Origin of the sequence: Streptomyces phaeochromogenes, assembly GCF_001418655.1 — a bacterium.
Taxonomy (GTDB): domain Bacteria; phylum Actinomycetota; class Actinomycetes; order Streptomycetales; family Streptomycetaceae; genus Streptomyces; species Streptomyces phaeochromogenes.
This window is the reverse complement of record NZ_LIQZ01000125.1, coordinates 1-20,790: the sequence shown is the minus strand read 5'-3', so window position 1 is coordinate 20,790 and position 20,790 is coordinate 1. Positions and strand designations below refer to the sequence as shown.

22 protein-coding genes and 1 pseudogene are annotated in these 20,790 nt (G+C 70.6%); 9 read left to right on the top strand and 14 right to left on the bottom strand.

Annotation, left to right across the window (positions count from 1 at the left end; genetic code table 11):
* From AOK17_RS17880 to AOK17_RS17870, 3 genes and pseudogenes are all read right to left on the bottom strand, one after another.
* A pseudogene (locus AOK17_RS17880) lies at nt 1-245 on the bottom strand (TIGR03943 family putative permease subunit); the annotation flags it as partial.
* Nucleotides 242-1,252 (bottom strand): permease, encoded by a 1,011-nt coding sequence (locus AOK17_RS17875; protein ID WP_055613491.1) that lies wholly within the window; start codon nt 1,250-1,252, stop codon nt 242-244. The gene AOK17_RS17875 and the pseudogene AOK17_RS17880, both read right to left, overlap by 4 nt.
* Nucleotides 1,253-1,411: 159 nt before the next feature.
* A complete protein-coding gene (locus AOK17_RS17870; RefSeq protein ID WP_079053096.1) occupies nt 1,412-1,906 on the bottom strand; it encodes a spore germination protein GerW family protein in 495 nt (164 codons plus the stop codon).
* Nucleotides 1,907-2,089: 183 nt separating this feature from the next.
* Between AOK17_RS17870 and AOK17_RS17865 the strand changes: the two genes are divergently transcribed.
* Nucleotides 2,090-4,201: a potassium channel family protein gene (locus AOK17_RS17865; RefSeq protein WP_055613490.1), complete on the top strand. Its 2,112-nt coding sequence runs from the start codon at nt 2,090-2,092 to the stop codon at nt 4,199-4,201.
* Nucleotides 4,202-4,281: 80 nt separating this feature from the next.
* Nucleotides 4,282-4,644, top strand: a complete 363-nt coding sequence (locus tag AOK17_RS17860; RefSeq protein ID WP_055613489.1) for a DUF6191 domain-containing protein — start codon at nt 4,282-4,284, stop codon at nt 4,642-4,644.
* Between the two features lie 27 nt (nt 4,645-4,671).
* On the opposite strand, the gene AOK17_RS17855 is transcribed toward AOK17_RS17860, so the two are convergent.
* The gene (locus AOK17_RS17855) at nt 4,672-5,055 is read right to left on the bottom strand and encodes a nuclear transport factor 2 family protein (protein WP_055613488.1); all 384 of its coding nucleotides are present in this window, start codon (nt 5,053-5,055) and stop codon (nt 4,672-4,674) included.
* Between the two features lie 172 nt (nt 5,056-5,227).
* Here AOK17_RS17855 and AOK17_RS17850 point away from each other — a divergent pair, with 172 nt between their 5' ends.
* Together AOK17_RS17850 and AOK17_RS17845 are read left to right on the top strand one after the other, a co-directional pair.
* Nucleotides 5,228-7,087 (top strand): S9 family peptidase, encoded by a 1,860-nt coding sequence (locus AOK17_RS17850; RefSeq protein ID WP_055613487.1) that lies wholly within the window; start codon nt 5,228-5,230, stop codon nt 7,085-7,087.
* A gap of 84 nt (nt 7,088-7,171) precedes the next feature.
* Nucleotides 7,172-8,029, top strand: a complete 858-nt coding sequence (locus tag AOK17_RS17845; protein WP_055613486.1) for an SURF1 family protein — start codon at nt 7,172-7,174, stop codon at nt 8,027-8,029.
* Nucleotides 8,030-8,190: 161 nt separating this feature from the next.
* Here AOK17_RS17845 and AOK17_RS17840 read toward each other — a convergent pair whose 3' ends face one another.
* The 4 genes from AOK17_RS17840 to AOK17_RS17825 all read right to left on the bottom strand — a co-directional run bounded on the left by AOK17_RS17840 (nt 8,191) and on the right by AOK17_RS17825 (nt 12,953).
* Entirely contained in the window at nt 8,191-9,525 is a 1,335-nt protein-coding gene (locus tag AOK17_RS17840; protein WP_055613485.1) for a hypothetical protein, read from the bottom strand.
* A complete protein-coding gene (locus AOK17_RS17835; RefSeq protein WP_079053095.1) occupies nt 9,522-10,190 on the bottom strand; it encodes a SigE family RNA polymerase sigma factor in 669 nt (222 codons plus the stop codon). The genes AOK17_RS17840 and AOK17_RS17835 overlap by 4 nt, the downstream gene beginning before the upstream one ends.
* 403 nt (nt 10,191-10,593) lie before the next feature.
* The gene (locus AOK17_RS17830; protein WP_055613484.1) at nt 10,594-11,679 is read right to left on the bottom strand and encodes an aspartate-semialdehyde dehydrogenase; all 1,086 of its coding nucleotides are present in this window, start codon (nt 11,677-11,679) and stop codon (nt 10,594-10,596) included.
* A complete protein-coding gene (locus AOK17_RS17825) occupies nt 11,679-12,953 on the bottom strand; it encodes an aspartate kinase (protein WP_055613483.1) in 1,275 nt (424 codons plus the stop codon). The genes AOK17_RS17830 and AOK17_RS17825 overlap by 1 nt, the downstream gene beginning before the upstream one ends.
* A 286-nt stretch (nt 12,954-13,239) precedes the next feature.
* On the opposite strand from AOK17_RS17825, the gene AOK17_RS17820 reads away from it, so the two are divergent.
* Nucleotides 13,240-13,980, top strand: coding sequence for a response regulator transcription factor (locus AOK17_RS17820; RefSeq protein ID WP_055613482.1), 741 nt, complete (start codon nt 13,240-13,242; stop codon nt 13,978-13,980).
* Nucleotides 13,977-15,356: a sensor histidine kinase gene (locus AOK17_RS17815; RefSeq protein ID WP_055613481.1), complete on the top strand. Its 1,380-nt coding sequence runs from the start codon at nt 13,977-13,979 to the stop codon at nt 15,354-15,356. The genes AOK17_RS17820 and AOK17_RS17815 overlap by 4 nt, the downstream gene beginning before the upstream one ends.
* On the opposite strand, the gene AOK17_RS17810 is transcribed toward AOK17_RS17815, so the two are convergent.
* Complete coding sequence (locus tag AOK17_RS17810; protein ID WP_055613480.1) at nt 15,319-15,843, bottom strand: SgcJ/EcaC family oxidoreductase; 525 nt, start codon at nt 15,841-15,843, stop codon at nt 15,319-15,321. The genes AOK17_RS17815 and AOK17_RS17810 overlap by 38 nt on opposite strands.
* Nucleotides 15,844-15,995: 152 nt before the next feature.
* On the opposite strand from AOK17_RS17810, the gene AOK17_RS17805 reads away from it, so the two are divergent.
* A complete protein-coding gene (locus tag AOK17_RS17805) occupies nt 15,996-16,733 on the top strand; it encodes a sulfite exporter TauE/SafE family protein (protein ID WP_055613479.1) in 738 nt (245 codons plus the stop codon).
* On the opposite strand, the gene AOK17_RS48535 is transcribed toward AOK17_RS17805, so the two are convergent.
* Both AOK17_RS48535 and AOK17_RS17800 read right to left on the bottom strand, forming a co-directional pair.
* Nucleotides 16,693-16,893 carry a DUF397 domain-containing protein gene (locus AOK17_RS48535; RefSeq protein WP_079053094.1) on the bottom strand — a complete coding sequence of 67 codons (201 nt, stop codon included), beginning with the start codon at nt 16,891-16,893 and terminating at the stop codon, nt 16,693-16,695. The genes AOK17_RS17805 and AOK17_RS48535 overlap by 41 nt on opposite strands.
* On the bottom strand, nt 16,890-17,702 hold the full coding sequence (locus AOK17_RS17800; RefSeq protein WP_055613492.1) for a helix-turn-helix domain-containing protein: 813 nt from the start codon (nt 17,700-17,702) through the stop codon (nt 16,890-16,892). The genes AOK17_RS48535 and AOK17_RS17800 overlap by 4 nt, the downstream gene beginning before the upstream one ends.
* Before the next feature lie 84 nt (nt 17,703-17,786).
* Between AOK17_RS17800 and AOK17_RS17795 the strand changes: the two genes are divergently transcribed.
* The gene (locus AOK17_RS17795) at nt 17,787-18,197 is read left to right on the top strand and encodes a hypothetical protein (protein WP_425424618.1); all 411 of its coding nucleotides are present in this window, start codon (nt 17,787-17,789) and stop codon (nt 18,195-18,197) included.
* Between the two features lie 42 nt (nt 18,198-18,239).
* On the opposite strand, the gene AOK17_RS17790 is transcribed toward AOK17_RS17795, so the two are convergent.
* From AOK17_RS17790 to AOK17_RS17780, 3 genes are all read right to left on the bottom strand, one after another.
* Entirely contained in the window at nt 18,240-18,899 is a 660-nt protein-coding gene (locus AOK17_RS17790; RefSeq protein WP_055613477.1) for a DUF5063 domain-containing protein, read from the bottom strand.
* Between the two features lie 113 nt (nt 18,900-19,012).
* The gene (gene recR / locus AOK17_RS17785; protein ID WP_055613476.1) at nt 19,013-19,612 is read right to left on the bottom strand and encodes a recombination mediator RecR; all 600 of its coding nucleotides are present in this window, start codon (nt 19,610-19,612) and stop codon (nt 19,013-19,015) included.
* Nucleotides 19,613-19,769: 157 nt separating this feature from the next.
* Nucleotides 19,770-20,111 carry a YbaB/EbfC family nucleoid-associated protein gene (locus tag AOK17_RS17780; protein WP_079053092.1) on the bottom strand — a complete coding sequence of 114 codons (342 nt, stop codon included), beginning with the start codon at nt 20,109-20,111 and terminating at the stop codon, nt 19,770-19,772.
* 341 nt (nt 20,112-20,452) lie between these two features.
* Here AOK17_RS17780 and AOK17_RS48530 point away from each other — a divergent pair.
* The coding region (locus AOK17_RS48530) for an SLATT domain-containing protein (protein WP_157881349.1) at nt 20,453-20,790 on the top strand (338 nt) is incomplete at its 3' end.

Here is a 20,790-nt window from a genome sequence, read left to right as displayed (position 1 = left end):
GACGTACGCGCGGCCTGCCGCCCGTCCCCGCCCCTGTCCGCGTCCCCGCCCCCGTCAGACACACGCGCCGCCTGCCGCTCGTACCAGACCGTCGCGATCGCCGTGGCGATCAGGACGATCCCCGCCGCCACCAGCAGCGGCTGCAGCCCGGCCTTCACGTACCGCAGATAGAGGTCGGTGAGGGCGGCGTGCAGGATTGCGCCGCCGGTGAGGAAGAGGACGGCTGCCTGGGCCTGGCGGTTCACAGGACCACCGCCCCGACCAGGGCCGAGACCAGGACGGCCAGGGCGAAGGTGGCGGGTGCGAAGCGCAGGGCGAACTCGCGGCCGAACGTGGCCGTCTGCATCGCGAAGAGCTTGAGGTCGATCATCGGGCCGACCACGAGGAACGTCAGCCGGGCCGTGAGCGAGAACTGGGTCAGGGACGCCGCCACGAACGCGTCCGCCTCGGAGCAGATGGAGAGCAGGACGGCCAGGACCGCCAGGGCGAGGACCGACACCACCGGGTTGTCCGCCGCGAGGCTCAGCCACTCCTCCGGGACCACTGCCTTCAGCGTGGCCGCGGCCATCGCGCCCACGACCAGGAAGCCGCCCGCGTGCATCACGTCGTGCCGTACGGATCCCCAGAACGCCGCACCCTTGCCGAGGCCGTCGGACGCCGGGCGGGTCGGCGGGCGCAACCAGTCGGCGCGGCCCAGCCGTTGCCACAGCCAGCCCATCGTGCAGGCCACCAGCAGGCTCGCCACGAAACGGGCCGCCACCATCTGCGGTTTTCCGGGGAACGCGACGGCCGTCGCGGTCAGCACGATCGGGTTGATCGCCGGCGCGGACAGCAGGAACGCCAGCGCCGCCGCGGGCGTGACACCCCGGCGCACCAACGCCCCCGCCACCGGCACGGACGCGCACTCGCAGCCCGGCAGCACCGCCCCGGCCATCCCCGCGACCGGCACCGCCAGAGCGGGCCGCGCCGGCAGCGCGCGGGCGAAGAACGACGGCGGGACGAACACCGCGATGACCGCCGACAGCAGTACGCCGAGCACGAGGAAGGGCAGCGCCTGCACCATCACCGCGACGAACACGGTCATCCAGCTCTGCATCACCGGCGCGGACAGCGCCCCGCGGATCGGGCCCTGGAGCACGATCCCCACGAGCAGCAGCATGATCAGGACGAGGGGCGAGTTGAACTGCCAGCCCCGCGGTTCGCTCGGCTCGGCGTCCTCAACCCTGGGCGGTGCCGTGTCGGTTGTGGTCACGGGAGAGGTACCTCCGGTAGGGAAGGGCTTCCTGGATGGGTTGCCCTCCACCTTCAGTACGCCCGTTCCGGCACAGCTTCTCATCCCGATGTTCCGGCCGGGCGGGCGCGTGTTCCGGCCAGGGCACGCCCGCCTTCCGGCCAAGGCGCGCCCGAGCCATCACTTCCTGCGGCGCAGCGCCCCGATGATCCCGGGAAGCGCGCTGCCGAGTGCGACCACCGCCAGCGGGACGAAGACATCGACCCAGGGGTCGCGGATCGGGCGGTACGTGGCGAAGCCCTCCTGGATCTCGATGAAGCCGATGGGCTTCGCTCCCACGCCGCCACCGCCGCCACCGCCCTCGCCGGTCTTGGCGGCGCCGGCCTCGCGGCCCACGCCGGCCCCGAAGCCGAACCCGACCTTGGCGACGGGGATGACCGTGACACCGTCCCTGGTCACGGGTTCGCCGTAGACGGCGGACACCGAGGCACGCCCGCCCAGCTTCTCGGCCAGCCGCTCCAGCAGCACGACAGCCGGGTTGCCCTTGGGGACGTCCGCAAGGACATCCGCAGGGACATCCGCAGGGACGCTCCCGGGCGGCTGCGCCGACGCGGTCTCCACGGGCTTCACCGGCTCCACGGGCTCCACGGGCTGTACGGGCTCGTCGTTGGGCATCACTCGTCACCATCCTTCTGGCAGTACGGTCCACGGTCGGCTCGGGCGGCCAGTGTCCCGCGGAACCCCTGCCTCAACTCCCTTGCGGCAGGCCCCTGTGCAACCGTCCGTGCCGGTGAGGCACTCTGTGCTGTTGTGGCGAGCCTTCCTAATCAGAGCGGGTCGGACGATCGCGGTGCGCACATGGTGGTGTGCGGGGACGATGCCCTCGCGCACCGGCTGGCGGCCGAGTTGCGTGGTGTCTACGGCGAACGGGTGACGCTGGTCGTACCGTCCGCCGAAGGCACCGTACGGCCGCCGGTCGTCGGGCGGGCCCGTGCCTCGGCGCTGCTCGACCGCGTGTCGGCGGCGGTGACCCGGGCGACGGCCAACGGCGGCATCGGCGGCGGTGGAAGCGGCAACAGCGGTGGCACCGGCGGGAACGTGGGCGGCGGCGAGGGCGGCGCGGCGGGCCGGGCCACCGTCTCCCTGACCCGTGGAGCCACGTCTCCCCGCGGAACCGCCTCGGCGAATCGGTCCGCCACCTCCGAGGAGCCGCGCCCCGCCCGGGTGTTGGAGGCCGCCGTCCTGACCGAGGCCGTGCTCGCCGAAGCCGGTGTCGAGCATGCCGCCGCACTGGCACTCGTCCATGACGACGACGAGACGAACATCCGCGCCGCGCTGATGGCACGCCGCCTCAACCCCCGTCTTCGCCTGGTCGTCCGGCTCTACAACCGCCGTCTCGGCCAGCACATCGAGGCCCTCCTCGACCAGGCCTCCGCCCTCGCCATGGCGGGCATCGCGGACACCGGAGAGGCCGCCGGAGCGAGTAACGGGACCAATGCCGGAGGGGACGGAGGTCCATCCCGGCCCGTACTCCTCGACGCCTCCACCACCGTGCTCTCCGACGCCGACACCGCCGCGCCCGCGCTGGCGGCGACCGCGGTCGCCGGGACCAGCAAGGTCGTACAGACCGACGGGCTGATGCTCCGGGCCGTGGAACGGCAGCCCCCGGGGCCCGGTGAGGTCGCCGACCCAGGCCTGTGCACGCTGGCCCTGCTCTCGGCCACCACCAACGACCCGGCCGGCGCGGACGGTTCGGAGAGCAGTGGCGAGAACGGGCCCCGGCTCCTGCCCGACGAACGCTCCGTGGCCGCCGCGACCGGCCGCGGCACCATCGTCCTGGAGACGGTGTCGTACTCCGGGCCACCGCTTCCCGCCGGACGCAGTGTCCTGCCCTTCGGCAGGCTGTTCTCCCGGCGGCTGCGCTGGTCGTTCGCGGGCCTGGTGGCCTGCGTGGTGGCGCTCGCGGTCGCGTCCATGGTGACGACGGGCGACCATCCGCTGCACGCCACCTACCTGACCCTCCTCGATCTCTTCGCCATCAACGAACCCGCGCTCGAAGGACCCCTCGGCCGCCAGATCCTCCAACTCCTCTCCGGTCTGGTCGGGTTGCTGCTGCTCCCCGTGCTCCTTGCCGCCGTACTGGAGGGCCTCGGTACGTTCCGCAGCGGGACCGCGCTACGGAAGCCGCCCCGCGGGCTCTCCGACCACGTCGTGCTCCTCGGGCTCGGCAAGATCGGCACACGTGTCCTCGCCCGCCTGCGCGAACTGCACATCCCCGTCGTGTGCGTCGAGGCCGACCCCGAGGCGCGCGGGCTCGCGCTGGCGCGCCGGCTGCGCGTGCCCGTCGTCCTCGGTGACGTCACCCAGGAAGGTGTCCTGGAAGCCGCCAAGATCCACCGTGCGCACGCCCTGCTCGCCCTGACCAGCGCGGACACCACCAACCTGGAAGCCTCCCTGTACGCCAGGTCGGTGCGGCCCGATCTGCGCGTCGTACTGCGGCTGTACGACGACGACTTCGCCACCGCCGTCTACCGCACCCTGCGCGCCACCCACCCGCACGCGCTCACCCGCAGCCGCAGCGTCTCCCATCTGGCCGCGCCCGCCTTCGCCGGAGCGATGATGGGCCGCCAGATCCTGGGCGCGATCCCGGTCGAACGCCGGGTCCTGCTCTTCGCCGCCCTGGACGTCGCCGGGCATCCGCACCTGGAGGGCCGTACGGTCGCCAAGGCGTTCCGCGCGGGAGCGTGGCGGGTGCTGGCCCTGGACAGCGCCTCCCCCGAGGAACGCCGGCCCGACCTGGCCACCGCCCCCGCTCCCGCCCCGGGCTCGCCGGAGCGGCCGTCGGGCCTGGTCTGGGACCTGCCTCCCACCTATGTGCTCGGCTCCGAGGACCGCGTCGTCATCGCGGCCACCCGACGAGGCCTCGCCGAACTGCTGGGACGACGCCCGCGGGACCGTACGGGCGCGTAGTCCCGGGAACGTACAGGCGCGTAGCACCGGTCGGCGGTCCAGGTCTGTCCCCGCGGCGCGCCCCGCCCCACAATGGGCCGATGGAATTCGCCGTGTTCGCCTCCCTCCCCGGGCTGGTCATCCTGCTGACGGTCATCGCGTTCGTCGATCAGTTGATGTTGCGGGCCGGGCGGGCCGGGGTGTTGCCCTGGCGCAACGGGGCGCGGGTCGGACAGGTGTCGGCCACCGGCTTCGAGCAGCTGCACGGCGCGCTGTCACCGGGCAAGCAGAACGAACTCAAGGAGCGGGAGTCCGCCCTCGTCCTCCGGGACGACGAGGAGGACGGCGCGCCCCCGCACCGGACACGCGTCGACCTGGACAGCGGGGTCGCGGTGGTGGTCATACCGACGCCAGCCCGAGCCCAAGCCCAAGTCCGGAACGACGGAGACGGCTCGCCTCAGTAGCGCTCCACCGATCAGTAACGCTCCACCTCAGTACCGCTCCACCAAGTGCTCCCGCCCCGCCGGAGGTTCGTACGGCTCGGGCCAGAAGTCCGTCATCGTCAGGACGCGACCCTCCGAGTCACCCGTGAAGAATGAGATCCCATACATCTCCTCCAGGCCCACCGTGAAGTGCACCCAGGTGACGACCTGGCCGGGCTCGGCGACTATGCGCTCGATCCGCAGATGCCAGTCGCCGGGATACTCCCGGTTGAACCGGACAAAGCTCTCCCGCCCGCTGACGCGCTCGCGCGTTTGGGGCAGGGTGTAGACGACGTCCTCCGCGAGGGTGTCCGCGAAGGCCGTCCAGTTCCTCTCCTCGGCCGTGGCCCAGAAGGTCTCCACTGTCTTGCGCAGATCGTTCGATGAGGTCATGGCGCCATGGTGCACCCGGCCACTGACAATCGGTCCTGACCTGCACGGACCCGGACATTGCCCCTGCCTCGACGGACTCGGCGCGGGCTCGGCACGAGCTCGGTCCGCGGAGTTTTCCACAGGCTGAGGACCTTGGGAGCGCATTGTCGTCCAGTGCGGGCAGTATGGGGCCATGACTGAGAGCAACGGGTCCGTCCCGCACGAGGGAAGCATGCCGGACTGGGAAAAGCGCTTCCGGGCGCCGCGGGTGTCCTTGCCGGACTGGGCGGAGGACGCGCCGCACCGGTCCTTGTTCGTGTCGAACGCGACAGGGACGTACGAGTTGTACGCGTGGGACCGCGAGACGGGCGACCAGCGCCAGGTCACGGACCGGCCCAACGGGACGACGGACGGCGTGATGTCGCCGGACGGCGAGTGGATCTGGTGGTTCGACGACAAGGACGGCGACGAGTTCGGGATCTGGCGACGACAGCCGTTCGCCGGGGCCGGCGACAAGGGCGGCAAGGGTGGTGAGGGCGGCGCGCCCGTTCTCGACGAGCCCGCGGCTCCCGGGCTCGACCCCTCCTATCCCGCGGGGCTCGCGCTCGGCCGGGACGGACGGACGGCGATCGTCGGCCGGTCGACCGACGAGGACGGTTCGACGATCTACGTCAGCCGGATCGGCGAAGACCCCGTGGAGGTCTACCGGCACCGCGAGTCGGCGGGTGTCGGCGATCTCTCGCACGACGGATCGCTGATCGCGATCGAGCACACCGAGCACGGTGACGCGATGCACTCGGCGGTCCGGGTGCTGCGGATGGACGGCTCGGCGGTCGCGGAGCTCGACGACACCAAGGGCGGCACGGCCGAGCTCGGCCTGGAGGTGCTCGGCTTCGCCCCGGTCGACGGGGACACCCGGCTGCTCGTCGGGCATCAGCGGCGAGGGCGCTGGGAGCCGATGGTGTGGGACGCGGCGTCCGGCGAGGAGACGGACCTGGCGCTGGCCGCCCGCCTGGACGGCGACCTGAGCGCCGAGTGGTATCCGGACGGTTCCGCGCTGCTCGTGGTGAACAGCTTCGAGGCGCGCAGCCAGCTGTGGCGGTACGACCTGGCGACCCGCGGCCTGGAGCAGGTGCACACGCCGAAGGGCACGGTGTCGGGAGCGACGGCCCGCCCGGACGGCAGTGTGGAGTACCTGTGGTCGTCGGCCGCCGAGCCGCCGGTGGTCCGCTCGACGTCCGGCGAGGTCGTCCTCGACCCGCCCGGCATGAAGGCCCCGGCGTCGGTGTCCGTCCAGGACGAGTGGGTGACCGGTCCCGGCGGCCGTATCCACGCACTGGTCCAGCGGCCGGCCGGGGTGACGGGTCCGCTGCCGACCGTCTTCGACATCCACGGCGGCCCGACCTGGCACGACAGCGACTCGTTCGCGGCGGGCCCGGCGGCCTGGGTGGACCACGGGTACATGGTCGTCCGGGTCAACTACCGCGGCTCCACGGGCTACGGGCGCGAGTGGACGGACGCGCTCAAGCACCGGGTCGGCCTGATCGAACTGGAGGACATCGCGGCCGTCCGGGAGTGGGCGGTCTCGTCCGGTCTCGCCGACCCGGACCGGCTGATCCTCACTGGCGGCTCCTGGGGCGGCTACCTCACCCTGCTCGGCGTCGGAATGCAGCCCGAGGCGTGGGCGCTCGGCATCGCCGCGGTGCCGGTCGCGGACTACGTGACGGCGTACCACGACGAGATGGAGGCCCTGAAGGCGATGGACCGCACGCTGCTCGGCGGCACACCGGAGGAGGTCCCGGAGCGCTTCGAGGCGTCGTCCCCGCTGACGTACGTCGACGCGGTGAAGGCCCCGGTCTACATCTCCGCCGGGGTCAACGACCCGCGCTGCCCGATCCGTCAGGTCGAGAACTACGTGACCAGACTCGCCGCGCGCGACGCCGTCCACGAGGTGTACCGCTATGACGCGGGGCACGGTTCGCTGGTCGTGGACGAGCGGATCAAGCAGGTCCGTCTGGAGCTGGACTTCGCGGAGCGACACCTGGGCAGGTGAGCGCACCGGGTCCCCTCGCGGGCGGGTCGGCCGAGAGGCACCCCTCGGCCGAGCCTCCCGCGAGGGCCCCGTACCTTTGAGGTTGTGTACCGGTTCCTGCTGACGCCCCGCTGGTGGGGGATCAACGTCTTCGTGCTGTTGGCCATCCCCTTCTGCATCTTCATGGGGTCATGGCAGTTGAGCCGGTTCGAGGACCGGGTCCAGGACCACCGTGACGCGGGCGAGCAGGCCACGGCGGCCAAGACCGATCCGGCCAGGCCGCTCGCCGAGCTGCTGCCCGTGGACAAGAAGACGTCCGGCAAGCAGACCACGGCGACGGGCCGGTACGGGAAGCAGTTGCTCGTGCCGGGCCGGGAGCTGGACGACAAGCGCGGCTTCTACGTTCTGACGTTGCTGCGTACGGACGACGGCAGGGCCCTGCCGGTGGTCCGGGGGTGGCTCCCCGGAGCAGCGGACCCCTCGAAGGCCCCGGCCGCTCCGACCGGTGAGGTCACCGTGACCGGCGCGCTGCAGGCGTCGGAGACACCCGGTTCGAACGGCGTGCCCGCGGCCGGTGGTCTCCCCTCCGGCCAGACCGGCGCGATCAGCTCGGCGGCGCTGGTGAACCTCGTGCCGTACGACGTGTACGACGCCTGGGTCACGCTCGCCAAGGCCGACGCGGGGATGAAGGCGGTGCCCGCGGCTGCTCCGGCGGACACGGGCCTGGACCTGAAGGCGTTCCAGAACCTGGGCTACACCGGCGAGTGGTTCGTCTTCGCGGGCTTCGTGGTCTTCATGTGGTTCCGGCTGATCCGGCGCGAGGTGGAGTTCGCACAGGACGCGGAACTGGGCCTTGTGGAGAGCGACGACGAGGGCACGCCCTCCGGCCGGGAGAGCGACGGAGGCGACGGCGACACCGCCTCCGCCGACAACACGAAGGTGTCGGCCTCTCCCACGGCCTGACCCGTCGATCGACCGGCCCTCAGGAATTGGGGGCGCGGGGAACGGCGCAGACTTTCAGGGGCGCGGGGAACTGCGCGACCAGCCACAACGCACCCGCACCCGCACCCGCACCCGCACCCGGCGCGAACGACCCCAAGGCCGCAACGGACCCCCGTCGGCTCTCAGGACCCCGCCAGCACCCCGGTCCGGTAGACCGTTCCGGCGCACGCGTTGGACACGGTCGTGGAGACCGTCGGGCCGCCGCCCTCGGCCGAGTAGGAGACGACGACGCTTCCGTCGGCGGCTCCGTCCTCCTTCATGAGCTGCGAGCTCACGCCGCTGGTGCCCTCGGAGGCCGTACCGCCGCTGTCGCCGGTGGTGCCGGTCGGCGTCGGGTCGGGCGAGGGCTCCCCGCCGCCGCTGTCACCGGTGGTCGGACACGTGCTCGACGGCACCCAGGCGAACTCGACCTGGTAGGCCGAGCCGGGCGGGAGCACCAGCGCGGCGGAGTACGTGGACTGGTCGGGCAGTCCGGCCGCCGCGTCACCCGTGGCGTGCAGGGCCGTGCCGATCGCGGACTGGCTCGCCGCACCCTGGGCTGCCAGGGCGACCGAGCCGTCGCCGGAGACCGTACAGCTGGCGGCGGAGACGTTGGTGACCCGGAAGGTGCCGTAGACCGCGCCACTGGCGTCGGGCGAGCCGGCGCTCCCGGAGGCGCTGCCGAGCTGCAGGGACGTACAGGCGGGCACGTTCGCGGCGGAGGCGGACGGCTGGGTGCCGGCGGTGCCGCCGTTGGCACCCTCACCCTTGTCGGGCTTGTCTGTCTTGTCGCCCTTGTCCTTGTCGTTGTCCTTGCCCGAGGAGCCGCCGGAGCCGCCCCCCGTGCCGCCCTGCTTGCCCTCGTTCGCGCCGCCCTGGGTCTGTGAGGCGTTGGCCGCGATGGACGGGTCGGCGTTGGGGCCGGTGGAGTTCGAGACATGGATGAGGGCGGGGACGGCCGTGCCGATGAAGAGTGCGGCGGCGGCCATGCCGACGACGGCCTGGCGCTTGCGCGCCCGCCTGGCCGGTACCGCGCGCCGCAGATGGTCCAACGTGCCGTCGGTCGGCTCGATCTCCTCGACGGCCTGGTGCAGGAGCCGCCGCAGGGCCAGTTCGTCGGACCCGAGCGCTCCCAGCGTGAGGCCGTCGGTATCGAACCCGCCCGAGTCCCCCGGCTCCGGGCCCGCGGCCTCCGCGTCCGAGTGGACCGAAGACGTCGACTGGGCCGAACGGGTCGAATGGACCGAAGGGTCCGACTGGCCCGGCGTGCCCGAAGGGCTCGACGAGCGCGGCGAAGCACCGGACGGGCGGTCCGCCGAGCGGCCGTCCGTGTCCGAGACACCCGATTCTTCCGGGCCCGAATTCCCCGAGGGGCCGTGATTCACAATTCCGTTCCCAGCGTGCTGGTCATGCTCGTTGTCGTCGCTGTAGCCGCGACCGTACTCATCATGGCGTGCCCGATCGTCTTTCGCGCTCATGCCGGCGCCTCCATGGCGACACGGAGCGCCGCGATGCCGCGCGAGCCGTACGCCTTCACCGAACCCAGCGAGATGCCGAGCGTCTCGGCGACCTGCGCCTCGGTCATGTCCGCGAAGTACCGGAGCACGAGGACCTCGCGCTGGCGCCTCTGGAGCCCCTTCATCGCCTTGATCAGGGCGTCGCGCTCCAGCAGGTCGTACGCGCCCTCCTCCGCGCTCGCCATGTCGGGCATGGGCTTGGAGAGGAGCTTCAGACCGAGGATGCGCCGACGCAGGGCCGAGCGCGAGAGGTTGACGACGGTCTGCCGCAGATAGGCGAGCGTCTTCTCCTGGTCACGCACGCGCTTGCGCGCCGAGTGCACCCGGATGAAGGCCTCCTGGACGACGTCCTCGCAGGAGGCGGTGTCGTCGAGGAGGAGCGCCGCGAGACCGAGGAGCGATCTGTAGTGGGCGCGATAGGTCTCGGTGAGATGGTCGACGGTCGTACCGGCCGCCAGGGCTTCGTCGGCGCCCTCGCGCTGGTTCGGTATGCGGGTCGGCCGCGCTGCGGGCATGGGGGCGATCACCGGCATGCCGCCGCCGGACGCGCCGGACATGCGGGGTCGGCGGGGCGGGCGCAGGGTCGTGCCCCGCGCCGCCACAGTGAATTCGAGTACCTCAGCCACGCCAGTTGGACACGCGTCCCCCCGTTGGGGTTGTACGCGACAGGCATCACTTTTGCGTCAGGCTGCACGCCAGACAGTGCGTCAAATGCCCTCATACGTAAAAGCTCATCCCCTATGCCCCATGTGAACGTGGCGTCCGGACGCCCCCTGAAGGGCGACCGCAAAGACGCTCCCCGCCCTCCGCGCGGTTGCGGAGAACGGGGAGAAAAATCTTCGAACGCCAGAAGCCTCGGTCGTCGGAAGCCTCGATTCAAGTGGTCCGGACCATTTTCCGACCACGAAAGTCACACAGATCCTACAAACGATTCAACTTTCGACCAGAAAATTTCCGGCCGGACCCCCTCCGGACCCGTCTGGATCCCTCTGGCGCCCCTCCCCGGAACCCCTCGGTCCCGGTGGGCCGTCACAGCTCTGCCGCCACCAGCTCCGCGATCTGGGCCGTGTTCAGCGCGGCCCCCTTGCGCAGGTTGTCCCCGCACACGAAGAGCTCCAGCGCCGTCGGATCGTCGAGCGCCCGCCGTACCCGCCCCACCCAGGTGGGGTCCGTACCGACCACGTCGGCCGGCGTCGGGAACTCCCCCGCCGCCGGATTGTCGAAGAGCACGACGCCGGGTGCCGTGGCGATGATCTCCCGCGCCCGGTCCACCGTCACCTCGCCCTGGAAGCGGGCGTGGACGGTCAGCGAGTGCGTGGTGACGACCGGCACCCGTACGCACGTGACGGCGACGGGCAGGTTCGGCAGTCCGAGGATCTTGCGGGACTCGTCCCGCACCTTCATCTCCTCCGAGGACCAGCCGTCCTCGCGCACGGTCCCGGCCCACGGCACCACGTTGAGCGCCACCGGCTCCGGGAAGGGGCCCGTGTTGTCCCCCACCGCCCTGCGTACGTCACCGGGGGTCGTCCCCAGCTCCGTACCCGCGACGAGCGCGAGCTGCTGGCGCAGGGTGTCGACACCGCGGCGCCCGGCCCCGCTCACCGCCTGGTACGAGGAGACCACCAGCTCGCGCAGGCCGAACTCGGCGTGCAGCGCGCCCAGGGCCACGATCATGGACAGGGTCGTGCAGTTGGGGTTCGCGATGATGCCGCGCGGGCGCACCCGGGCGGCGTGCGGATTGACCTCGGGCACCACCAGGGGCACCTCGGGGTCCATCCGGAAGGCGCCGGAGTTGTCGACGACGATCGCGCCCTTGGACGCGGCCAGCGGCGCCCAGCGCTCGGCGACTTCGTCCGGTACGTCGAACATGGCGACGTCGACCCCGTCGAAGGCCTCCTCCGTCAGGGCCACCACCTCGACCTGCTCGCCGCGCACGGCCAGCTTGCGGCCGGCCGAGCGCGGTGAGGCGATGAGGCGGATCTCGCCCCAGATGTCCGCGTGCTGGGACAGGATCTGGAGCATCACAGTGCCGACGGCCCCGGTCGCTCCCACGACCGCGAGCGTCGGCCCCACGGACCCGGGTCGCACGGTCCCGGGTCCCACAGTGCTGGCCATCAGCGGCCGGTGCCTCCGTAGACGACTGCCTCGTCGCTGTCGGAGTCGAGCCCGAAGGCGCTGTGCACGGCGCGCACGGCCTCGTTGACGTCGTCCTGGCGGGTCACCACCGAGATGCGGATCTCGGAGGTCGAGATCAGCTCGATGTTGACGCCCGCGTCGGACAGCGCCTGGAAGAACGAGGCGGTGACGCCCGGGTTGGTCTTCATCCCGGCGCCGACCAGCGAGATCTTGCCGATCTGGTCGTCGTAGCGCAGCGAGTCGAAGCCGATCGCGCTCTTCGCCTTCTCCAGAGCCTCGATGGCCTTGTGGCCCTCGGTCTTGGGGAGGGTGAAGGAGATGTCGGTGAGGCCCGTGGAGGCCGCCGACACGTTCTGCACGATCATGTCGATGTTGATCTGGGCGTCCGCGATGGCGCGGAAGATCACCGCGGCCTCGCCCGGCTTGTCCGGGACGCCGACGACCGTGATCTTGGCTTCGGAGATGTCGTGCGCGACTCCGGAGATGATGGCGTGCTCCACCTGCGCGTCCCCTTGCGGATTCTCGTTGCTGACCCAGGTGCCCGGCAGTCCCGAGAAGGACGAGCGGACGTGGATCGGGATGTTGTATCGGCGTGCGTACTCGACGCAGCGGTGCAGCAGCACCTTGGAACCGGAGGCGGCGAGCTCCAGCATGTCCTCGGAGGAGATCCAGTCGATCTTCCGGGCCTTCTTCACCACGCGCGGGTCGGCGGTGAACACACCGTCGACGTCCGTGTAGATCTCGCAGACCTCGGCGTCGAGGGCGGCGGCGAGCGCGACGGCGGTCGTGTCGGACCCGCCCCGCCCCAGCGTGGTGATGTCCTTCTTGTCCTGGCTCACGCCCTGGAACCCGGCGACGATGGCGATGTTGCCCTCGTCCAGCGCGGTCCTGATGCGGCCGGGCGTGACATCGATGATGCGCGCTTTGTTGTGGACGGAGTCGGTGATCACGCCTGCCTGGCTGCCGGTGAAGCTCTGGGCCTCGTGGCCCAGGTTTTTGATCGCCATCGCCAAAAGGGCCATGGAGATCCGCTCTCCTGCGGTCAGCAGCATGTCGAACTCACGCCCGGCAGGGATCGGGGATACCTGCTCGGCGAGATCGATCAGCTCATCCGTCGTGTCACCCATCGCCGACACCACGACAACGACCTGATGGCCGTTCTTCTTGGCGTCGACGATCCGCTTGGCGACACGCTTGATGCCCTCGGCATCGGCTACGGAGGAGCCTCCGTACTTCTGCACGACAAGGCCCACGTGCGCTCCTCGCTCAATCCGTCTCGTACCGCACGACTGCGGTCGGCTCAGTCTAACGAGCGGCCGAATTCCACCCGGGCGATATCGCATCGTGAGATGTCCCGCTCACGAGTTGATCACCCGGGCCCGTCCGGCTTTCGGTCGTCCGATCGGTCGGCTTCCGTCGGCCGGCCCTTCGGCCGCTCCAGGACCGCATCTGCCCTGCCCGGGCGCACCTCACTCGGAAAGTGCGCCGCGTCACACTCACGAGCCGTCGCGTTAAATTTCAAGCATTAGGGTTCCGCTTGTGCGCGTACTCCTGGTGGAAGACGACGAGCCGGTAGCCCAGTCGCTCCGGCGCGGGCTGCTGCGTTACGGCTTCGAGGTGGCCTGGGTCGCCACGGGCGGTGACGCGCTGGCCCACGAGGACCCGTACGACGTCGTGCTGCTCGATCTCGGGCTGCCCGACACCGACGGTCTGGACGTCTGCAAGGCGCTGCGCGGGCGCGGTGACGTGCCGATCATCGTGATCAGCGCGCGCAGTGACGAGACGGACCGGGTGGTCGGCCTGGAGCTCGGCGCCGACGACTACGTCACCAAACCGTTCGGGGTGCGCGAGGTCATCGCGCGGATAAGGGCGGTGATGCGGCGCGCCCAGCCGCGTACGGCAGCCGAGGCCGCGGCGGCGGGACCCGACCGGTACGGGTCCCGGCTGACCATCGACCGCAAGGCCGCCCGCGTCCGGCTGGACGGCGAGGAGGTCGCCCTCGCGCCCAAGGAGTACGACCTGCTGGCCTTCCTCACCGAGGAGCCGGGCGCGCTGATGTCGCGCGAACAGATCATGGAAGCGGTCTGGGACGCGAACTGGTTCGGGCCGACCAAGACGCTGGACGTGCATGTGGCGGCGCTGCGGCGGAAGCTCGCGGGCGCGATCACGATCGAGGCGGTCCGCGGGGTCGGCTTCCGCCTGGAGATCGACAAGGACGGCGACCGCGGCGACGGCAGCACAAGCGGCGCGAGCGGCAACAAGGGTGACGCCGCCTCATGATCCGGCAGCTGATCGTCAGTTACGTACTCCTGGTGGCCATCGCGCTGGCCGCCTTCACCGTGCCGGTGGCCTTCACACTGACCGCGCAGCTGCGCGGGGACACCGAGGAGTCGGTGGAGCGCGAGGCCACCACCATGGCGCTGCTGCTGGGCGAGGGGGACGCGTCCTCGCGGCAGGCGCTCGCGCGGATGGCCGGGGCCTACTCCAAGGACACCCCCGGCACCGTCCAGGTGACCGACGCCGGCGGCGCGGCGGTGGCCTCGCTCCCCCTCCCCTCCGACGACAAGGCGATCACGCGGGCCCTCAAGGACCATGAGCCGACGGTCGACTGGGGATCGTCCTGGGTCTGGGGCCGGCACCTCGTGGTGACCGTGCCCGCCGAGTCCGCGGACGACAAGGACCGGATCGTCGGCGCGGTACGCATCAAGTACGCGACCTCCGACCTCAGCGGCCGGCTGTGGAGCATCTGGGGCTTCCGGGCCATACTCGCGGTCAGCGTGCTGGCCGTGGCCGCCTTCATCGGCGCCTTCGTGGCCCGCCGCCTCACCCGGCCGCTCCGCCAGCTCAACGACATGGCGACCCGGTTCAGCAACGGCGACCTGACGGCACGCTCGCCGGTGGAGGGCCCGCACGAGACCCAGCAGCTGGCCCGCACGCTCAACTCGGCCGGTGAACGCCTCGACAGCCTGGTCGCCGCCCAGCGGATCTTCGTCGCGGACGCCTCCCACCAGCTGCGTACGCCGCTGACGGCTCTGCGGCTCTCCCTGGACAACATCGCGGACGGCACCGACGACGAGTTCGTACGGGAGGACGTGGAGCAGGCCACCTCCGAGGTGGTCCGGATGAGCCGCCTGGTGAACGGGCTGCTGGTGCTCGCGCGCGCGGAGGCGAAGGTGTCCGCGGCCGAACCGCTGTCGCTGCTCGACGTGATCGAGGAGCGCTTCGCGGTGTGGAGACCGGCCGCCGACGAGCGCGGAGTCACCGTCGCTCTGGGGGGAGTTGCCGGCGGCCGGCCGTTCGTGCTGGCCAGCCCGGGTCACTTGGACCAGGTGCTGGACAACGTCCTGTCGAATGCTCTGGAGGTCTCACCGGACGGCGGGACGATCACCGTGGAGGTGTCGTCCCACCCCGACGAGGTCGTGATGTCGGTACTGGACCAGGGGCCCGGCATGTCCGACGCCGAGAAGTCCCGCGCCTTCGACCGCTTCTGGCGCGGCCAGGGCCTGACGGGCCGGGCCGGCTCGGGGCTCGGCCTGGCCATCGTCAAGCAGCTGGTCACCGATGACGGCGGTACGGTGGCGCTGCGGGACGCCCCTGGTGGGGGGCTGTGCGTCCGGTTCAGCCTGCGGCGGGCAGCACCGAGGAGTGGTGGTTGACGATCAGCCACTTGCCACCGCGCTTCTCGTACTCGTACGTGTAGCGGGCCTCGACGTTCTTCTTCTCGCCGGTCTTGGGGTCGGTCAGGTTGAAGACGTACAGCCCCGCGTCGATCGCCGAGTTGCTGTCCAGGACGTTGATCACGGACTTGATCTTCGTGCCCTTGGGCTTGTTCAGCAGGAAGTGGTCGAAGTAGTCGACGATCTCGGCGTGGTTCGTGCGGATCTTGGGCGAGGCGGTGGGCAGGAGTACGGCGTCCGAGGCGTAGCGGGCGGCGACCTTCTTCGAGTCCCCGGTCTGCAGGGCCTTGTTCCAGCCGTCGAACAGCGCGGCGATCTCCGCCTTGGAGGCCTTCTTCGCGTGCTTGGTCGCGGAGGGCTTCGACTGCTGCTCCGGGGCGGCCTGGCTGACACCGACGGTGACGGCTCCGGCGGCCACGAGGGCGACGGTGACGATCGCCGCGCGGGTCCGTATGTGACGCTGCATCACAACTCCTGTGTGGTGGGGTGGACTTGCTCCCCTGGGGGAGTGCTCCAACCCTCGCTTCACACCGGTTAGGCCCCGTGCAGCACAGATGCAGCGCACGGACAACGTTCGTACAAAACAGCAAAAGCACCAGGTCACGGGGAGGGCCGACCATGGCAGGTGGCTGGGAGGCCGGCTTGTTGCTGAGCGGCATCGTGCTGCTCGGTTCCTGTGTGCAGTGGCTCACCGGCATGGGCTTCGCGCTCGTCGCCGTGCCCGCGCTGGTGCTGCTGCTCGACCCGGCGCAGGGTGTCGTCCTCGCCAACTGCGTCTCGTGCGCCATCTGCCTGGTCGGCCTCGCGGGCGGCCTGCGCGAGGTCCGGCTGCGCGCGATGGTGCCGCTCTGCGTCGCGGCGGCCTGCACGGTCCCCGTGGGCACCTGGCTGGCCCGCCGGCTCCCCGAACCCGTCCTGCTCGCCTGCATGGGCACCCTGGTGACGGCCGCCGTCCTCCTCGTGATGCGGGGCGCCCGGCTGCCGTCCCTGCGCGGAAGCGGCGGCGCGGTGGCCGCGGGCGCGGTCGGCGGCTTCATGAACTCCGCGGCGGGCGTCGGCGGCCCCCCGATATCCCTGTACGCCCTCAACGCGGGCTGGACCGTACGGGAGTTCGTGCCCAACGCGCTGTTCTACGGGGTGGTGGTGAACACCTTCTCCATCGCCGCGAACGGAGTGCCCCGACTCGCCGCGCCTGTGTGGGCGTTGGTGGTGGCGGGGATGGTCGTCGGAGGGTCGATCGGCAGATGGCTCGCGGGACGGGTACCGGAGAGGCAGGCCCGCCTGCTGGTCCTGCTGCTGGCGTTGGTGGGCGGGGTCATGACCCTGGGGAAGGGGCTGTGGGAGTTGCTGAGATGAAGGCGGACCAGGCGGGGGCCCGTACCTTCAACTGAGGGCTGTCGAAGGCCAGTTTGGTGTCACGTATGTGGGTTGTGGTGGGGGTGAGGGCGACTTCGACGCACGCGCCACCTTCAGAGTCGCTGTAGCTGGACTTGGACCACTTCAACTCGTCGTTCATAGCTCATCCACCATCCCCTCGATGAAGCGGGCCGACTCGTCAGGGCCGAGGGCCAGCATGCGGATCATGCTAAGCCGCTCAGTATGCGCACTGACCACTTCCGGGTCAGAGGTCAACTGACTCGTCGACGGCGCCTCCGTATAGGCGAAGCGCTCGTGATCCCGGTTCTCCAGGAGCACCATCGGGCCGAGGAGGGCGACAGCCACCGCCCTGCGGTAGGGCAGCACCTGGATCGCGACGTTGCGCAGCTTGGCCATCTCCAAGAGGTGCAGCAGTTGCTCCTTGTCGACGTATGGTCCGCGCAATGCCGCCTCGTACAGCGCATAGCTGCAAGCCGCCAACGGCTTGCGCGTGTGGATGCCCTGGCGCTCCATCCTCGCCATGACCCGCTCTTCGACGGTGTCCTCGTCGAGGGGCGGAGTGTGGTCGCCGATCAGCGACCGCGCATAGGTCTCGGTCTGCAACAGGCCCGGGATCAGGGCGACTTCGTACCACCAGAGGTTGATCGCCTCGCGCTCGTACTCCATGTAGTCCTGAGCCCTCGCCGGAAGCTTCTCCCGCTTCAGGTAGTCCTTGGCCGCACTCAGCAACCCCTCCGCATGACACAACTCATCCGCCGCGTCCAGGACGCGCGGCGTCGGCATGCGTACGCCCTGTTCCATGGACTTGATGGTGTCCGGGGAGTAGTTGGCGGCGGCGGCCAGCTCCTCGCGGGTCACGTTCGCCTTCGTGCGCCAGCGCTTCAACTGGTTTCCGCTGTATCGCCAGTTGAGCGGCGACGGCGTGGAGGAGTTGTACTGGACTGACACTGCGGCCACCTCCGGCTGATACACCCCGGCGTGTATCTCCTCGGTCACTACCGAGCGTAGCGGGACGGCCGTCATCGTGTGACCATGACGAACGCAATCCCCCACCACCGCCCCGAGTGGGTCCCCCTCGCCGGTCACCAACTCCGCCTGTCCGGCATCCACTTCGACACGATCCGGATCCAGGGCGTACGCGGGGAGCAGATCGCCTCGGACCTCGTCGAGGCGACGGACGGCGACGCGGGGCCCGTCGTCTGCGAGGCGGTCGGGTTCCGGTGGATGTACTTCCTGCTCGCACCCGGAGCCGCGAGGACGCACACGTGGCCGTTGGGTGTGCAGCGGTTCGGCGGGGCCGGGTGCCGCACGGTCACGTACATCGGGATTCCGGCGCTGGACGGCAACACCTGGCCACTGCAGTGGTACAGCGAGCCGACGCCCACCACGCCGTACGTGGACCCGGACCGGCTGCACGCGACGCTCGGCCTACGTTGCGCGTGAGTGCGCTGTGCGAAGGCCGCGGCGACTCCCGTCGGGCCGGGGCTACTTGACCTCGCGCAGCCCCAGCGGACCCGCGATCTCCTCCGCCATCACCTTGCCGGCGGCCTCGGCGAGGGCGTCCTCGCTGAGGTCCTGGTCGGTGTCGAGGCCGTCCAGTTCCTCCAAGGGCTGGTTGAGGCGGACGTGGGCGACCAGGGACTGGAGGGCGCGCAGGGTGGCCGAGGCGGTGGAGCCCCAGTTGGAGAAGTACGAGAACTGCCACCACCACATGGCCTCGGTGGTGCGGCCCGCCTTGTAGTGGGCCATGCCGTGACGGAGGTCCGCCATGACGTCGGCCAGGTCGTCCGAGATACGGGCCGGAACGGGGGGCTTGCGGGGCTCGTACGGGTCGAAGACCTCGGAGTAGACGTCGACCGGGTCGAGCATCAACGCGAGGCGCTCGCGGAGTTCGTCGACGTCCGGCTCGGGGCCCAGGTCGGGCTCGTAGCGCTCGTCCGGGACGATGTCCTCGTGCGCGCCCAGCCGGCCGCCGGCCAGCAGGAGCTGGGAGACCTCCAGGAGGAGGAAGGGGACCGCCGAGTCCGGCTCGTCGCCCTTGGCGACCTCTGTGACCGCGACGAGGAAGCTCTCCACCTGGTCCGCGATCTGGACCGCGAAGTTGTCGGGGTCCTGCCCCGTCGCATGCAGCGTGGCGTCAGACATCTAGAAGCCGGCCTTCCTCAAGGACTTCGACAGGAACGTCGAGAAGGGCGTCGAGAAGAGCTTCGTCTCGCGCGTCTCGTGCATCTCGTGCATCTCGTGCATCAACTACTCGTTCAGACATCCAGCAGCCGCCTTCCCTCGAAGGCGCGCCCCAGAGTGACCTCGTCGGCGTATTCGAGGTCACCGCCCACCGGCAGCCCGCTGGCGAGGCGGGTGACCCTGAGGCCCATGGGCTTGATCATGCGGGCGAGGTACGTGGCCGTGGCCTCGCCCTCCAGGTTCGGGTCCGTGGCCAGGATGAGCTCCGTGACCGTGCCGTCCGCCAGGCGCGCGAGCAGTTCCCTTATACGCAGGTCGTCGGGGCCCACGCCCTCGATCGGGCTGATCGCGCCGCCCAGGACGTGGTACTTGCCCCGGAACTCGCGCGTCCGCTCGATCGCGACGACGTCCTTGGGCTCCTCGACCACACAGATGACCGTGAGGTCGCGGCGCGGGTCGCGGCAGATGTTGCACAGCTCCTCCTGCGCCACGTTCCCGCAGGTGGCGCAGAAGCGGACCTTCGCCTTGACCTCCATCAGGCACTGCGCGAGACGGCGTACGTCCGTCGGCTCGGCCTGGAGGATGTGGAAGGCGATCCGCTGCGCGCTCTTGGGACCGACGCCGGGGAGCCGCCCCAGTTCGTCGATGAGGTCCTGGACCACGCCTTCGTACACGGATTGCCTTCCTGTTCCTGCTCGTTGCGTTACTCGTCGCGCTGCTCGTTCTACCGCTCGTCCGCTGCTCGCCCAGTACGTACCGTAGTCGCGCTCGCTCTCTTGGTACGTACGGTAGTTGGCGGTCGGCCGTCTTAGAAGGGACCGCCGGGTTGACTTAGAACGGCAGGCCGGGGATGCCGCCGCCGCCCAGGCCCTGGGCGAGCGGGCCGAGCTTCTGCTGCTGGAGGGTCTGGGCGTTCTCGTTGGCCGCCTGGACCGCCGCGACGATCAGGTCCGCGAGGGTCTCGGTGTCCTCGGGGTCCACGGCCTTGGGGTCGATGACCAGGCCGCGCAGCTCGCCGGAACCCGTCACCGTCGCCTTCACCAGGCCGCCGCCCGCCTGTCCTTCGACCTCCGTCCGCGCCAGCTCCTCCTGCGCGTTCGCGAGGTCCTGCTGCATCTTCTGGGCCTGCTGGAGCAGCTGCTGCATATTGGGCTGGCCACCACCGGGAATCACGATCAGCTCCTGGTTTCGTACGGCTGTGTGTACGGCTTGCCGGACGGCCGCGAGTACGACCGTCCGTACCGCTTGAGTACGGCTGTCCGGCGGGGTTTTCCCGCCTTGGGACGAGCCTACGTGGTCTGCCGAGCGGTCGCTCCAGCACTCTTTCGAGTGAGACGGCGGATTGGCCTATACCTGATCAACGCCCACGTCCGAGCGGAAAACCCCCGAAACCGGGTCCATCGCCACCCATTGGGAGGTAGTAAGGGGGCGGCGCAGCAGCATCTCGTGAACCTTGCGCCACGTTACCGTCACGCAACGTCACGAGTAGGGAGCGTCGGGTGAGCCAGCCGGACATGCAGCCCGAGGGGTCGGCCCAGGACGGGAACGGTCGGGGTGATGGTGCGCGGGCCGGTGGTCCGAGGCCGGGGCCGGGAGGGTTCAGGCCCGGCGGGCCCGGGCGGAGCGGTCCGCGACGCGGTGTTCCCGGCCGGGGCGCGCTCGGGTCCGGCGGGCCGAGGCACAGCGACCTCATGGGGCGTACGTTCCCTCTCGGGGACTGGGGTGAGCCGGCCGAGCGGCTCCACGAGCTGTACCGGTGGGTGGAGGCGGGGGCGCTCACCACGGCGTCCTGGTATCTCGCCGAGCGGGTGTGGAAGCGGCGGGGGGCGCGGGCTGGCGCTTATACACATCT